This is a genomic window from Microbacterium longlingense, from assembly GCF_058349825.2.
The window spans coordinates 23,013-36,019 of the sequence record NZ_JBYRJA020000014.1 but is presented as its reverse complement, the minus strand read 5'-3'; the positions used below and the strand labels follow the sequence as shown (position 1 = coordinate 36,019).

The window sequence follows — 13,007 nt, the reverse complement described above, 5'->3', positions numbered from 1 at the left end:
CAGTGGGTTCTGGGTTCGAGTCCCAGGGGGTGCACCAGCACAACCAGAAGAAAAGCCCGGTCAGGACACTGTTCCTGACCGGGCTTTTTCGCGTCTACAGATCACACCTCGACAGCAACCCGACGTTTACCCGACGTTTTGCGGCTGACACTCAGCTCGCAGCGGGCGCCCGGAAGAACGCCTCGAGGTGCTCGCGCGCCGCATCCGGGCCCTGCTTGTGGTGCTTGATGTAATGGCGCTTCGTGACCGAATCGTCGTAATGACCGAGCTGATCAGCGGCAGCCTCCGAGCCGATCTCCTCGGCCAGGAGCGTCGCGACCGCCTTGCGGAACATCGTGGGCGTCACACGCTCGAACGGAGACCCCTCCAACGCGGCCGACCACTGCCGCATCAAGTTGTTGTCCCACTGGTACGTGCCCGTCGAGGACGGGAAGACGATCGACCCGGTCGAGTCCACGCGACGACGGAGGAGCATGTCGACGGCGCTCTGCGGGAGCTTTGCATCGCGGACCGAGTCGTCGGTCTTCGGCTTCGGCTGCACGTCGAGCTTCCCCGACTCGTCGACGATGAGGGTCTTGTCGAGTCGGACGAACGGCACAGCAGCGTCGAGGTGCACATCGGGCCACTTGAGCGCGAGGACCTCGTTCGTGCGCGCGCCCGTCGCGAGGTACATGTCCGCCACGTCAGCGATCTGGGTATAGCGCCGCCGGCCTTGCTTGTCGCGGCCTTCATCGCGGGCTCGCAGCAGCGCCCGAATCTGGGCGATGTCATCGGCGCGGAGAGCAACCTCGGCCTTCTTGCGGATGGTGATCGTGCGGGCCGCTTCGGCCGGGTTGCGGTCGATGGCGCCCTGGCGGACGGCATGGCCGAGCATCTGCAGGAGGCAGGTGCGCACTGTCTTCGCCGTCGCTGCGCCGTGCTTGTCGGTAGCCCGTGCGAGGAACCGGTCGGCTCGTGGGACGGTGAGCTCGCCGAGGCGGACGTCACCGATCCCAGCGACGATGATTCGGTTCGTGACGTCGGAGTACCTCCGAACGGTCGCGACGGCTTTCCCTTCACCCTGAACCAGGGTGAGCCACTGCTCGGCGAGCTGCCGGATGGTGGAGTCGCGTGAGAGGTCGTCAGAGGTGGGCGCGAGACGCTTCTTGAGGGCCTTGACGAGGTTGCGTTCTGCTTCCGCGGGGGTTCGTCCCTGGCGTTGCATCGCACGGGTGACGCCGTCGGAGTCGCGGTAGCGGCAGGTCGCGGTTGGCTTGCCGTCAATGGTGGTGCGGCGAATCCGCCCCCACGCCTCCAGCTCAAGCGGTGGGCGCATCAGGCGGCCTCCGTGACGATCTCTCCACGGAGGATCGCCTTTCTGTACGCCTCTATGATCCGCGTCGTCGTTCCCAACTCGTTCGCGATGAACTTCGCGTCCAGGCTGAGACGTTCGGCGCGGGCGTATGCGAGTGGGTCGATGATCAGCTGAGCAGCCTCTCGCCATGCTCGCCATTCGATCGCAGGGTGGCACGAGCGATCCTGGTGAAGCGCGTGAACGTACTCGTGATGCAAAGTTTCCTGCTCGAGAGGGTGGGTGAGATCAGGCCGGCAGAGGATGCGCCGCTCGTCGTCGAGGTACGCGCCGAGCCGCTGCCGGGGCAGGTCAGCCGTGTAGATGAGCTCGACGCCTAGATCAGCTATCCAGTCGTACACGCTGCGGTCACTGAGTGGCTTCATTCGTTCTCCGCTTCTTGCCTGGCCTGCCAGTCGTCATCGTCCGACGCGGCTAGAGCGACATCTTCCTGCGAGGCACTGACATCGGAGGACTCATAGGCCTCTTGGAGGCTTTCGATCTTCTCGGGGTCGAAGGCCCTTGGGTCTATGCCCAGGCGTTCCTCGTCAGTCAATCCATCGTCGAGTGCCGCATGAGCTGTGATCTCCGCGCGCGCGAACAGATCCGAGGCGCTGACGTTGAGCAGATCCGCGAGGCTGAACAGATCGTCGACATCGATCGCACGTTGTGCGTTCAAGGTCTTGTGGAGTGTGGAGCGGTTGAGCCCATTCGCCTCCGCGAAGCTCTTAGCGCTGCGCTTTTGGCGAGCTAGCTCCGCCCGAAGCTCCTGTGCCACAGCCTCAGTCATTGGGCCGATGTAGCGGGCGTTCGCCGCCTTTCCGTTCTTCATGTAGGGAATATTAGCTCACGTCTGCATATCTGCGTATCTCAGGTTGACAACGTATGCACGTAGGTGCTTATGTACTGCACATGCAGAACGCAACTACCCCCAGGACGGCCAAGCGGCCCGCCGTGCTGGTTGATCCCCGCCGTAAGCGGGTGGCCGATGAGGTGCGCGCATGCATCGCCCGTCAGGGCAAGTCGCGCGCGGAGATCGAGTTCGCACTTGGCATCAGCCAGTCGGCGTTGTCGCGCAAGCTCCGAGGCGAGAACGCCTTCACGGTCGACGAGATCCTTGGGCTCGCCCAGTTCCTCGATGTCGAGGCTTCCGTGTTCTTCCCGAAGGAACGGGCAGCATGAGCGCCCTCGACGTGTTCCGTTACGGCCAGCACCAGGTGCGAACCGTTGTCATCGATGGAGAGCCGTGGTTCGTTGCCGGCGACCTTGCCTCGGTCCTCGGGTACTCCTCGACCGCCGCAATGACGCGCACTCTCGATGAGGACGAGAAGGGGGTGCACAGTCTGCACACCCTTGGTGGCGAGCAGCAGGTCACGATCATCAACGAACCGGGAATGTACTCCGCCGTCCTCCGTAGCCGCGTCGAGGGTGCGAAGCAGTTCCGGTGGTGGTTGACGCACGATGTGCTCCCCACGCTGCGCAAGACGGGCCGATATGGCTCCGAGGTGGACATGCTCGCGGCGCTGCCGTCCGCGAAGCTCCTGCGCCTCGCGGCGGAGGCTGCAGAGCGTGCGGAGGCCGCGGAGGCGCGACTCACGGTCGATGCGCCGAAGGCGCGGTCGTGGGACGTCCTCGCCGATGCATCCGGCACCTACACGGTGTCTGACGCGGGGAAGCTCCTCGCATCAGGGGGTGCGGACACCGGGCCGCGGCGGATCTTCGCTCAGATGAGGGGCGCTGGGTGGCTGTTCAAGCGTGGAGGTGTGTGGACCGGCTACCAGGACAAGATCAACGCCGGTCTGCTGGTCGAGATCGCGTCGTCGCACAGGCATCCCCGGACGGCTGAGCGGGTGCTCGATGCGCCCCAGGTTCGGGTGACAGTCGCCGGCCTGCACGCGCTGCGTGCGCTGTTCGGTGCGGCGTCAGAGCTCGCGGGACTCGATCTCGTGGCGGTGGCGTCGTGAGCCGGGGGAGGGTGTTCGACACCCGCTCGGCGGCGGCCTACTGCGGGATCGCCGTGCAGACGCTGCGGAACAAGCTCAGCGCGGGACAGTTCCCCGCACCGCACAAGCAGGGGCGGCTGAACGCGTGGTTCCAGGACGAGCTCGACGCACACATCGCGGCGGAGCTATCCGACTACGACCAGGTTCATGGGGTGGCGTCGTGATCCCGATTCGGTGGGCATCCGGGCTGCTGACGGTGCTGTGTCTCGTGCTCGTGGTGGTGCGGCTTCGGGCCGATGGGCTGCTGGTGCTGGCGACGTTGTTCGCCGTGGTTTTCGTCTGGTCGTTGGGCGCGTTTCGTGCGTCGTTCTGGCCGGGCATCGATGAAGAGCTGCGCGGCTGAGGTCGCGTCGTACGAAAGAGATGGATATGGGAACGGGATCCCAGGGTGCGGCAGCGTTGCTGCCTTTCGCTGAGGCGGTGGCGTCGTGAGTGCGTCGCTGTACATGCGGTATCTGGTCGCGGATCAGATCGGGAAGCGGTTGAGGTCGGTCGGTGCTGTTCCGGGGGCTGTGTTCTTCCTCAGCAGTGCTGAGGTGCACGTCTCTCTGGGCTATGAGCGTGAGCCCGAGTGCCCGGTGTTCGCGTGGAGCACTCCGCAGGAGCGTGAGGACGTCGTCAATGCGTTCCTGAGCGTCTATGACGATGCTCTGATCTCGCGGGAGCCCGACTACACGGGGAAGCCGCAGATGATCGTGCGGGGCGTCACGGCGGTGGGTATCGCGTGGCAGATCGACTTCCGTTATGGCGTGTGCGAGAAGGTCCAGGTCGGGACGAAGACGGTCGAGAAGATCGACCCGGACTACCTCACTCGTGAGGACGTCCCGATGGTCACTGTCGAGGAGCCGGTGTTCGAGTATCGGTGCCCGGATCCGATCGTCGCGGCGGGGTTGCTGTGAGCGCCCCGGTGCACGTGGAGCAGGTCCCTGTCGTGTCGGCTCCGGTGGAGGTGCAGGAGCCGGATGTTGCGCCTTTGATGCGCGGGTGGGCGCTGGCAGCCACCGTGGCGGGCGCGGTCGCTGTGGCGACGTTCCTGGGCGCTCTGGTGGTGGTCCTGTGAGCGTCGTCGTGGGGATTGATCCGTCGTTGTCGTGCACGGGTGTGGCGGTGGTGGAGTTCGGGTCTCTGCTTGACGGGTGCGACCCGGTGCGGTGGGAGACGTGGCGGTCGCGGTGGACGGGCGAAACGCCCGTGGATGTCGCGGGGGAGCGTCGTCGGATCCGGCATCACGTGCGTGAGGTGTTGGCGCTGGTGCCGCACCGTGTGGGGCTGTCTGTGATCGAGGGTCCGGCGCCGCACGCGAAGTTCCGGGGCAAGCCGGACGAGATGGGTGGGCTGCGGTGGATCCTCATCGATCAGATGCTCGCTCGTGGGCCGGTTGTGGTGATCGATCCGATGACTCGCGCGCAGCTCGCGACGGGCTTCGGCCGGTCGTCGAAGGAAGCGGTCCTCGCCTGCGTGAAGGGCGACTTCCCGGACGCGCATGTCCCGGATCACAACGTCGCGGATGCGGTTGCCCTGGCGGGCGCCGGGGCCGCGCAGATGGGCCTCCCGGTGCCGTACCGGGCGGAGCAGGTCAGGGCTCACGCGAAGGTCGCGTGGCCTGTTGAGGGCGAGCTTGTGCTCGCAGGAATGGGGACGGACTGATGGAGATCAAGCCGACGAGCTTCGCGCGCGGTGTGCCGCCGGAGGAGCGCAACGGGTTCTACGGGATCGAGGAGCAGCTGATCGAGCATGCGCAGGACGCGCAGCCGATCGTCGCGATCGTGACGTACACGCTCGACGAGGTGGTGTCGAAGGCGCTCGCGGGTGAGCAGTACCCGGTCGTGAAGGCGTTCAGCATCGAACCGCTTCATGACGCGAAGGCGATCGCGGCCGCGGTGAAGTTGCGGGACGTGGCGCTCAAGGAGCGCACGGGCCTGGAGCAGCTCGAGCTTCCGGAGGAGGACTGACCATGAGCGTCATCATCGAAGACCGGTTGGCGGCTCTGACCTCCGGGGAGATAAGCCTCGACAGCGGTGCACACGACAGCTTCGAGCATGGGCACTGTGCGATGGAGGTCGTGTCGTGGCTCGCGGGCCTCGGGCACACCGACGCCCCGTCGTGCGCGTCGCGTGTTCTCCGTGGCTTCACGATCAGCCTGAACGACCAGTGGTCGACGGAGCAGCGGCAGAAGCTGATCCCGTTCCTGCCTCGGATGGTGGGCACCGCGGATGACGGTCAGGACGAGGCCCGGTCGTATCTGGCTCTCGACTGGCTGGTTCGCACCTACACGCCTGCCTGGCTGGATCTCGCTGGGCTGACTGCGGAAGCTCAGGAGCTCCGCGATCTGCGGCGGATCGTTGACCTGGTCGCCGCGCAGAACGCGGGGCCGGTCGTTCGTGCGGCTCGGGAGAGGGCGGCCGCTGCTGGGGACGCTGCTTGGGACGCTGCTTGGGACGCTGCTCGGGCCGCTGCTTGGGACGCTGCTCGGGCCGCTGCTGGGGCCGCTGCTGGGGCCGCTGCTCGGGCCGCTGCTCGGGCCGCTGCTCGGGCCGCTGCTCGGGCCGCTGCTCGGGCCGCTGCTGGGGCCGCTGCTGGGGCCGCTGCTCGGGCCGCTGCTCGGGCCGCTGCTCGGGCCGCTGCTGGGGCCGCTGCTGGGGCCGCTGCTGGGGCCGCTGCTCGGGCCGCTGCTCGGGCCGCTGCTCGGGCCGCTCTGCGTCCCACCGTCGAGACCCTGCAGGCATCTGCCCTCGAGCTCCTCGACCGCATGATCGACCCCGCGAAGGAGGTCTGAACCATGGCGACTCAGATGAAGGGGATCGCGGCCGGTCGGTTCAAGCGTCGGCAGTTCGGACGCGGTCACGCCTATTACCTCGATGGGGAGAAGCTCGACGGGGTCACGACGATGCTCGGCGACGGCGTCCGCAAGAAGGCGCTCGAGGAGTGGGCCGGGAACGTCACCGCAGAGTACGCGGTCGACCACTGGGACGAGCTCGAGCGGTTGTCGTTCTCACAGCGTCTCGCGGCGCTCAAGAAGGCTCGCTATGAAGTTCGGGACTCGGCGGCCCGCCGCGGCACGGAGGTCCACAACCTCGCGGAGCAGATCCTGCGGGGCGCTGAGGTTGCGGTGCCGGATGAGCTCGCCGGGCATGTCGAGTCTGCGGTGAGGTTCATGGACGAGTGGCAGGTCGAGCACATCGTCGCGGAGGCGTCGTGCTGCAACGTCGATGAGCGACTCGGCGGCACCTTGGATCTGATCTTCCGGTCGCCGCTGTTCCCGGGGCGCACGTTCCTGGCGGACTGGAAGACGTCGAAGGACATCTACGGCGAGGTCGCTTTCCAGCTCGAGTGCTACTCGCGTGCGGACTTCTACCTCGACGCTGATGGGCAGGAGCAGTCGATGGCCGCTCTTGGGATCACCGATCACGTCGCGATCCATGTGCGGTCTGACGCGTACACGGTCTATCCGATGGAGCGTGGGGATGGTGTGTGGTCGATCGCGAGGACGATCATCGAGAACGCCCGCAACACGCGTGACAGCGATCGGATTCGCTCCCTGCGTGGTGACGCGATGTACCTGCCGGGGGCCGCAGCATGAGCGCGGAGGAGGCCCCCGAGCTGGCCGGCGCTGAGGTTGAGGCGCCGGCGGAGACGAAGGGCGAGATCGAGCAGGCGAAGCCGACGGGTGACGTCGCACAGGAGTGGGGGTCTGAGAAGCTCCTCCGCTTCGTCCGTGATCTCGGGTTGGCGTACAAGGCGGCGACGTCGCTCGTGAAGACGTCGTTCGTCCCGCAGTCCTATCAGGGGCGCCCGGAGGAAGCCGCGGCCGCCATCGTGACCGGGCTCGGTATGGGGCTCGACCCGTTGGCGGCGTTGCGGTCGATGGATGTGATCCAGGGGACTCCGGCGTTCCGGGCGCTCACGATCCGCGCTATCGTGCAGGCGCACGGTCATGAGATCTGGGTCGAGGAGTCGACGTCTCAGCGCGCGATTGTGAAGGGCCGTCGCCGTGGTGAATCGAAGGTCGAGACGTCTCTGTGGGACATGGACCGCGCGCGGCGGATGAAGCTCACGGGCAAGGACAACTGGCAGAAGCAGCCGGAGGCGATGCTCCTGGCGCGCGCGACGTCGGAGGTCGGCCGCCTGATCGCGGCGGACGCTCTTCTCGGCATGGCGTACTCGATCGAGGAGCTCGAGGACGGCGCGCTTCCCGAGCCTGCGCCGGCTGCTGAGACGAAGGCCAGGGGTACGAGGACGGTCGCTAGGAGGCGTCCGGCTGCGGTGGAGTCGCCGGCGCCGGATGTCTCGGCAGACGAGCCTGTGGCGCCGGAGAGCGATGGGCCTGCCGTGTCGGACGATCCGATACAGCTCACGCCTGAGGAGATCGCCGAGTACGGCCTCGAAGGGGGCGAGCAGGCATGACCGCGGCGCTGGCGCGAGGATCGCGCATCTCGGCGCAGACGGTGCGCGCCGGCGACCGCGTCCTGCTCGACGGTCAGGAGGTGGCCGTGCTGAGTCTGAGCATGGCCACCCCTGACTGCGTGCACGTCGTGACCCGGACCCCGCGAGGGGCGGAGATCGTGTTCGAGCGACGCGTGGAGGACGTCGTCCTGGGTGGCGGTGTGTCGTGAGCGAGATCGAGAAGCAGGGCGAGCTCCTGACGTGGCCGAACGGTGAGCTTGTGACGGTCGAGAGCATCGAAGCGTATGCCGAGGACGCGCGCCGTGTCGCGGAGTCCCCGGTTGATGACGGTCTGATCCGCACCCCGGACTGGGTGATCGACGAGCTGGCGCTCGTGTCGCGTCATGCGGCGCGGATGTTGGTCGTGATCCTCAACGCGGAGACCCACAAGCGGCGCGCGGCGACCCGTCTTGAGCGTGCGAAGGCCCGTGTCCGGTGGCAGCACCGGTCCCTGCCGGCGGCGCAGATCGCGGCGAAGGTCGTGCTCGGCACGGCGACGGAGAAGGACGAGTACGACGTCGCGGTCGCGGCGTTCGAGTTCGCCCGCCGGGTGGGGAACCTCCTGAAGGACTACACGTCGCGGGTGCAGACGATCGGCAAGCAGGTGGAGATCACCTACCGGGTGGAGGGGAGCGGACGATGAGCCTGCACTTCGATGGCGAAGCGGCCGTGCTCGAGCGGCTCGACTGGTCGCCGCGCTGCAACGTCGACGGTTGCGGCCGCGCCGCGGCGCTCCTGCTGATGTGTCGGACCTGCCCCGCTGGAGCGCTCTACTGCCGCGACGACTACGTGTGGGTCGCGTCGCGACTTGGCGCGGCCCTCACGACCTATGGGGCCGTGAAGTGTTCCGAGTGCGAGCACAGCGGGCGCTCCTTCGACGAGTTCACCCGGGTGGTGTGGCTCTGATGGCGGCGGGCGAGTTCGCGCCGGCGACGGTCCGGCGTGCGTTCTTCCAACGGGAGCGGGAGCGGTGCTTCCGGTGCCGCCGGAGTCTCCGGTTCCAGGACCGGGGGACGGGCTGGTCCGCGCACCACCGGAAGCCGCGCGGCGCGGGTGGGACGTCGGATCCCCGGATCTCGGGCATCGAGAACCTGCTCGTGCTCTGCGGTAGCGGGACCACCGGATGCCACGGGTGGGTCGAGCGACACCGTGCGATCGCACGAGACCTCGGCTATCTGGTCCCGCTCAACGGGATCGCAACTCCGGGAGGGACCCGGATCAAGCGGATGGACGGCACGCAGTGGCTGCTCACGGCGAGCGGCTTGGCCGTCGAGGTAGAGGAAGGGAACGGGGCATGAGCAGGGCTGAGGGCTTCGCGGCCGTGCCGAACTGGATGATCCGCGACCGGCGGGTGCCACGCAACGCGGTGCTCGTGTATGCGTCGCTGGCGTCCCGGTCGGGGCTGGGCGGCATCCACCCGTCGCAGGCGACGCTGGCTGAGGAATCGGGGCTGAGCGAGCGCACGGTGCGCACGATGCTGAAGGAGCTCGAAGAGATCGGCGTGGTGCAGCGAGAGCGGCGGCGCGCGCCGGGTCGGAAGCGCCTCCCGGATGGATACACGCTGCACCCGAATGGACTACCGGCAGCATTTGCCGATAGAAGCGATCTACCGGCAGATCTACCGGCAACGGAGCGGGTATCTACCGGCAATGAGCAGCAAGCCACTCCTCTTATAGAGGTAGAACCCGTAGAGGTAGATAGAGGTACGTCGGACGTCGCCAGCGACGCCCTCCCGTCGACCTACAGCCCGGAGATCAATCGGCTGTGCGACGTGCTCGCCGACGCCGTGCGTGCGAACGGTCACAAGGTCGGTGAGGTCGGTAAGACGTGGTGGGCGGCGTGCGATCGGCTGATGCGTCTCGACGGCTACACGGCTGAGCAGGTCGAGTGGATGATCCGGTGGGCGACGTCGGACGAGTTTTGGTCGGCGAACATCCGGTCGATGCCGACGTTGCGGGAGAAGTTCTCGACGTTGAAGGCGCAGGCGTTGCGCCAGGCGTCGAAGAGCCGCCGCGAGTCTCCGACCGAGCGTGCGAGCGCGGTCGTCGAGATGGGGCGTCGTCTTGCCGAGGCGGGGGTCGCGTGATGCGCATCGAGGAGACTGCGACGTTGCTCGCCGAAGTGCAGCTGATCGACAACCGAAAGGTGGACGAGGCGGCGATCCTCGCGTGGCACGAGCTCGTCGGCGACTTGGACTTCGGGACGGCTCGGGAGGCTGTTGCGCTGCACCGCCGGGAGTCGACCGCATGGCTGATGCCGGCGCACGTCCGCGCGAACGTCGAGCGGATGCTCGTCGCCGCGCTCGGTACCCGCGAGGACGACTACGGCAACACGATCGACCCAGATCCGGTCGCGCTCGCTGCATACCGACGAGCCAGCGCGACGCGAGGGGAGCTCGAGCGATGAGCGATCCCTACGCGGACCAGACCCCGCCGGATGATCCCTACGCGCCCGCGGAGCCGAAGGCTGACGCGCACGCGCTGATCGAGCAGCACGTGATCGGCGCGGCGCTCAAGGACGCCCGCGTCGTGAAGGACCTGCAGCGGGAGGTCGGCGCCGGCGACTTCGCCGATGGTCGGCTCGGTGCGATCTTCACCGGAATCACCGGGATGGCCGCTGACGGTGTCCCGGTCGACTACCTGTCGGTGTGGGACAAGCTCGGCGCCTGGGGTGTCCGCGGCATCGACGTGACGGACCTCTCTGCATGGGCGGATGCCGTGACGACGTCGGGCTCGGGCGCCTACTACGCCCGCCTCGTCCGTGAGGCGTCGATGCGGCGCAGCATGGGCGTCGTCGGGAAGCGGCTGCAGGACCCCGACACCGACCTCGGCGTCGCGCTCGCCCGCGCCACGGAGGATCTGCGGAAGCTCCGCGACCTCTCCGCTGCGGGCGGGGCGTCGGTGCGGTGGCTGCGGGATGTCCTCGACGTGCCCGAGCAGGAGGACGCCTACGACTGGGTCATCCCTGACCTGCTCGAACGGCAGGACCGGCTCATGCTCTCCGCGGGGGAGGGCGTCGGGAAGTCGACCATGCTGCGTCAGGTCGCGGTGCTCACCGCGGCGGGTATCCACCCGTTCCGGTTCGGGCAGATCGACCCGGTGAACGTCCTTGTCGTGGATGCGGAGAACTCGGAGCGGCAGTGGCGGCGCGCGGCCCGCGGCGTCACCGACACGGCGGCGCTGCGTGGTCGGCGTGACCCGCGCGACCATCTCGCGCTGCACTGCGTCCCGGTGATGGACATCACCCGCCCGAACGACCTCGGGCAGCTGCACCGGTGGATCGACGAGGCCAAGCCTGACCTGCTCCTCCTCGGCCCGCTGTACCGGATGACCCCGGGTGCGTTGAACGACGACGACGACGTCGCCCCGGTTCTGGCCGCGCTGGACTCCATTCGGGAGCGGAACGTCGCGATGCTCATCGAGGTGCACGCCGGGCATGCCCGCTCCTCGTCGGGGGAGCGCGAGCTCCGCCCCCGCGGGTCGTCGGCGCTCCTCGGATGGCCGGAGTTCGGTCTCGGCCTCCGCCGCGACAAGCACCGCGACGGGCACGTGCCGACGTACTCGCTGGTCCGGTGGCGCGGTGACCGCGACCGCCGGGAATGGCCGACCCGTCTCGTGCGCGGGCAGGTGTGGCCGTGGGAGCCGACCTATGGAGGGTGACGTGACCAGACGAATCAACGGCGACCGGGTGGAGGCGTTCTGCCGGGAGCGCGCGGAGCGGATGAAGTCGCCGCTCACCGCCGCGATCTATGTGGGCCTCGCGGACAGGGTGCGCCGAGGGTACTTCGACGAAGACGAGAAGGGGATGAGCTGATGATCGAGCAGCAGGTGACAGAGGTCGTGGCCGCCGCGGACTGGACGGACGACATGCAGGTGGTCCTCATCACGAGGAAGCGCCGTCGGACGGTCCTCAGCGCCTCTGAGGCGCGTCAACTGGCCGCTGAGCTGGTGGCGGCGGCCGTGGAGGCTGAGAAAGCGGCAGCGACGCTCCTACGCCCGGTTGAGCCGTTCCGGTTCGATCTGACGGTGCTGTCGCCGGACTGTCGGGATGGGAAGCACCCGGCGTGCACGGCTGACGCGTGGGACATGGCCTCCGACGGGCCGACGCCGTGCACATGCTCGTGCCACATCGAGAGGGACGCAGCATGACCATCACGGCGACACCACACACCGAAGCACTCCCGGACGTCGAGGGTTGCGTGCACGGGATCAAGTCGAAGTCCCCATGGACGGTGCAGTGCGACGACTGCCTGACCTGCTTCTCTGGCAGCTCGCTGATCCTCGTCGTTCAGGAGGCGACGTTCAACGATCGCAGCGACTCCCCGCACCTGCGCCTCTGCGCGCCGTGCTGGGAGAAACGCGGGTGGCGGTACGGCTACAACGGATGGGAGCGAGTGGCATGAGCGTCGTCTACGAGGACGAGTGGGTGACTCTTATCCACGGCGACTGGCGCACGCAGAGTCCCGAAGTCCTTGGCGGCAGGAAGGCTGATGCGATCATCACCGACCCGCCCTACGGTGAGACGAATCTCGAGTGGGATCGGTGGCCGAAGGGGTGGCCGGAGCAGGCGGCGTGGCTTTCGAATGCCATGTGGTGCTTCGGCTCGATGCGGATGTTCCTTGACCGTCGAGACGAGTTCACCGGCTGGCAGTTCTCGCAGGAGATCGTCTGGGAGAAGCACAACGGGTCATCCCTCGCGAACGACCGGTTCCGCCGCGTGCACGAGCTCGCGACGCTCTGGTATCAGGGCGACTGGGCACACATTCGCCACGAGACCCCGACGACGCCGGACGCAACCCCTCGCACGGTGAGGCGGAAGGCGAAGCCTGCGCAGCATCAGGGTGAACGCGGCCCATCGCACTATGTCTCCCAGGATGGCGGACCTCGGCTCATGCGATCGGTGCAGTATGTCCGATCGACGCACGGTCACGCGATCCACCCGACGCAGAAACCCGAGGGCATCATCGCCCCGTTGATCGAGTACAGCGTGCCGCGTGGCGGTCTCGTCGTGGATTTGTTCGCGGGCTCGGCGACGACAGCGGCGGTCGCCCGTCAGATGGGTCGACGGTGCGTCGCATTCGAGGCGCGTGCGGACTATGCGCGTGCGGCAGCTCAACGCCTGGCGCAGCAGACATTTGTGTTCGAGGACGAAAGCGCGGTATGAGCGAATCAGAGCGTGTCTGCGGCCGCGGGGAGCAGGGCCGCGCGTACTGCGGACGCAAGAACCGCAGA

General features: G+C 67.5%; 23 protein-coding genes and 1 pseudogene. 21 read left to right on the top strand and 3 right to left on the bottom strand.

Annotated elements, in window-relative coordinates:
* Positions 1-151 precede the first annotated feature (151 nt).
* The 3 genes from AC3RXY_RS15310 to AC3RXY_RS15300 are packed head-to-tail and all read right to left on the bottom strand — an operon-like array spanning position 152 to position 2,162.
* A complete protein-coding gene (locus AC3RXY_RS15310) occupies positions 152-1,315 on the bottom strand; it encodes a tyrosine-type recombinase/integrase (RefSeq protein WP_491511785.1) in 1,164 nt (387 codons plus the stop codon).
* On the bottom strand, positions 1,315-1,716 hold the full coding sequence (locus tag AC3RXY_RS15305; protein WP_491511784.1) for a hypothetical protein: 402 nt from the start codon (positions 1,714-1,716) through the stop codon (positions 1,315-1,317). The genes AC3RXY_RS15310 and AC3RXY_RS15305 overlap by 1 nt, the downstream gene beginning before the upstream one ends.
* Entirely contained in the window at positions 1,713-2,162 is a 450-nt protein-coding gene (locus AC3RXY_RS15300) for a helix-turn-helix domain-containing protein (protein ID WP_491511783.1), read from the bottom strand. The genes AC3RXY_RS15305 and AC3RXY_RS15300 overlap by 4 nt, the downstream gene beginning before the upstream one ends.
* Before the next feature lie 80 nt (positions 2,163-2,242).
* Between AC3RXY_RS15300 and AC3RXY_RS15295 the strand changes: the two genes are divergently transcribed.
* The 21 genes and pseudogenes from AC3RXY_RS15295 to AC3RXY_RS15195 all read left to right on the top strand — a co-directional run bounded on the left by AC3RXY_RS15295 (position 2,243) and on the right by AC3RXY_RS15195 (position 12,939).
* Positions 2,243-2,512 (top strand): helix-turn-helix domain-containing protein, encoded by a 270-nt coding sequence (locus AC3RXY_RS15295; protein ID WP_498224850.1) that lies wholly within the window; start codon positions 2,243-2,245, stop codon positions 2,510-2,512.
* A complete protein-coding gene (locus AC3RXY_RS15290) occupies positions 2,509-3,294 on the top strand; it encodes a phage antirepressor (RefSeq protein ID WP_491511781.1) in 786 nt (261 codons plus the stop codon). Before AC3RXY_RS15295 ends, AC3RXY_RS15290 begins: the two co-directional genes overlap by 4 nt.
* Positions 3,291-3,497, top strand: coding sequence for a helix-turn-helix transcriptional regulator (locus tag AC3RXY_RS15285; RefSeq protein WP_498224848.1), 207 nt, complete (start codon positions 3,291-3,293; stop codon positions 3,495-3,497). Before AC3RXY_RS15290 ends, AC3RXY_RS15285 begins: the two co-directional genes overlap by 4 nt.
* On the top strand, positions 3,494-3,676 hold the full coding sequence (locus AC3RXY_RS15280) for a hypothetical protein (RefSeq protein ID WP_491511779.1): 183 nt from the start codon (positions 3,494-3,496) through the stop codon (positions 3,674-3,676). Before AC3RXY_RS15285 ends, AC3RXY_RS15280 begins: the two co-directional genes overlap by 4 nt.
* Positions 3,677-3,761: 85 nt before the next feature.
* Positions 3,762-4,232: a hypothetical protein gene (locus AC3RXY_RS15275; RefSeq protein ID WP_491511778.1), complete on the top strand. Its 471-nt coding sequence runs from the start codon at positions 3,762-3,764 to the stop codon at positions 4,230-4,232.
* Complete coding sequence (locus tag AC3RXY_RS15270; protein ID WP_491511777.1) at positions 4,229-4,393, top strand: hypothetical protein; 165 nt, start codon at positions 4,229-4,231, stop codon at positions 4,391-4,393. Before AC3RXY_RS15275 ends, AC3RXY_RS15270 begins: the two co-directional genes overlap by 4 nt.
* Positions 4,390-4,980, top strand: coding sequence for a hypothetical protein (locus AC3RXY_RS15265; protein ID WP_491511776.1), 591 nt, complete (start codon positions 4,390-4,392; stop codon positions 4,978-4,980). Before AC3RXY_RS15270 ends, AC3RXY_RS15265 begins: the two co-directional genes overlap by 4 nt.
* Positions 4,980-5,285, top strand: coding sequence for a hypothetical protein (locus AC3RXY_RS15260; protein ID WP_491511775.1), 306 nt, complete (start codon positions 4,980-4,982; stop codon positions 5,283-5,285). The genes AC3RXY_RS15265 and AC3RXY_RS15260 overlap by 1 nt, the downstream gene beginning before the upstream one ends.
* Before the next feature lie 469 nt (positions 5,286-5,754).
* Positions 5,755-5,958: pseudogene (locus AC3RXY_RS15255) on the top strand (hypothetical protein); the annotation flags it as partial.
* A 154-nt stretch (positions 5,959-6,112) separates the two neighbouring features.
* Complete coding sequence (locus AC3RXY_RS15250) at positions 6,113-6,913, top strand: hypothetical protein (RefSeq protein WP_491511774.1); 801 nt, start codon at positions 6,113-6,115, stop codon at positions 6,911-6,913.
* Positions 6,910-7,737 carry a hypothetical protein gene (locus AC3RXY_RS15245; RefSeq protein WP_491511773.1) on the top strand — a complete coding sequence of 276 codons (828 nt, stop codon included), beginning with the start codon at positions 6,910-6,912 and terminating at the stop codon, positions 7,735-7,737. The genes AC3RXY_RS15250 and AC3RXY_RS15245 overlap by 4 nt, the downstream gene beginning before the upstream one ends.
* Entirely contained in the window at positions 7,734-7,946 is a 213-nt protein-coding gene (locus AC3RXY_RS15240; RefSeq protein ID WP_491511772.1) for a hypothetical protein, read from the top strand. Before AC3RXY_RS15245 ends, AC3RXY_RS15240 begins: the two co-directional genes overlap by 4 nt.
* Positions 7,943-8,419 (top strand): hypothetical protein, encoded by a 477-nt coding sequence (locus tag AC3RXY_RS15235; RefSeq protein WP_491511771.1) that lies wholly within the window; start codon positions 7,943-7,945, stop codon positions 8,417-8,419. Before AC3RXY_RS15240 ends, AC3RXY_RS15235 begins: the two co-directional genes overlap by 4 nt.
* Positions 8,416-8,682 (top strand): hypothetical protein, encoded by a 267-nt coding sequence (locus tag AC3RXY_RS15230; protein ID WP_491511770.1) that lies wholly within the window; start codon positions 8,416-8,418, stop codon positions 8,680-8,682. The genes AC3RXY_RS15235 and AC3RXY_RS15230 overlap by 4 nt, the downstream gene beginning before the upstream one ends.
* Positions 8,683-9,070: 388 nt before the next feature.
* Positions 9,071-9,862, top strand: a complete 792-nt coding sequence (locus AC3RXY_RS15225; RefSeq protein ID WP_491511768.1) for a helix-turn-helix domain-containing protein — start codon at positions 9,071-9,073, stop codon at positions 9,860-9,862.
* Complete coding sequence (locus AC3RXY_RS15220; protein WP_491511767.1) at positions 9,859-10,182, top strand: hypothetical protein; 324 nt, start codon at positions 9,859-9,861, stop codon at positions 10,180-10,182. Before AC3RXY_RS15225 ends, AC3RXY_RS15220 begins: the two co-directional genes overlap by 4 nt.
* On the top strand, positions 10,179-11,435 hold the full coding sequence (locus tag AC3RXY_RS15215) for an AAA family ATPase (protein WP_491511766.1): 1,257 nt from the start codon (positions 10,179-10,181) through the stop codon (positions 11,433-11,435). The genes AC3RXY_RS15220 and AC3RXY_RS15215 overlap by 4 nt, the downstream gene beginning before the upstream one ends.
* Before the next feature lies 1 nt (position 11,436).
* Entirely contained in the window at positions 11,437-11,589 is a 153-nt protein-coding gene (locus tag AC3RXY_RS15210) for a hypothetical protein (RefSeq protein WP_491511765.1), read from the top strand.
* Positions 11,589-11,924: a hypothetical protein gene (locus AC3RXY_RS15205; RefSeq protein WP_491511764.1), complete on the top strand. Its 336-nt coding sequence runs from the start codon at positions 11,589-11,591 to the stop codon at positions 11,922-11,924. The genes AC3RXY_RS15210 and AC3RXY_RS15205 overlap by 1 nt, the downstream gene beginning before the upstream one ends.
* Positions 11,921-12,178 (top strand): hypothetical protein, encoded by a 258-nt coding sequence (locus AC3RXY_RS15200; protein WP_491511763.1) that lies wholly within the window; start codon positions 11,921-11,923, stop codon positions 12,176-12,178. Before AC3RXY_RS15205 ends, AC3RXY_RS15200 begins: the two co-directional genes overlap by 4 nt.
* The gene (locus tag AC3RXY_RS15195; RefSeq protein WP_491511762.1) at positions 12,175-12,939 is read left to right on the top strand and encodes a DNA-methyltransferase; all 765 of its coding nucleotides are present in this window, start codon (positions 12,175-12,177) and stop codon (positions 12,937-12,939) included. The genes AC3RXY_RS15200 and AC3RXY_RS15195 overlap by 4 nt, the downstream gene beginning before the upstream one ends.
* The last annotated feature ends 68 nt before the right edge of the window (positions 12,940-13,007 follow it).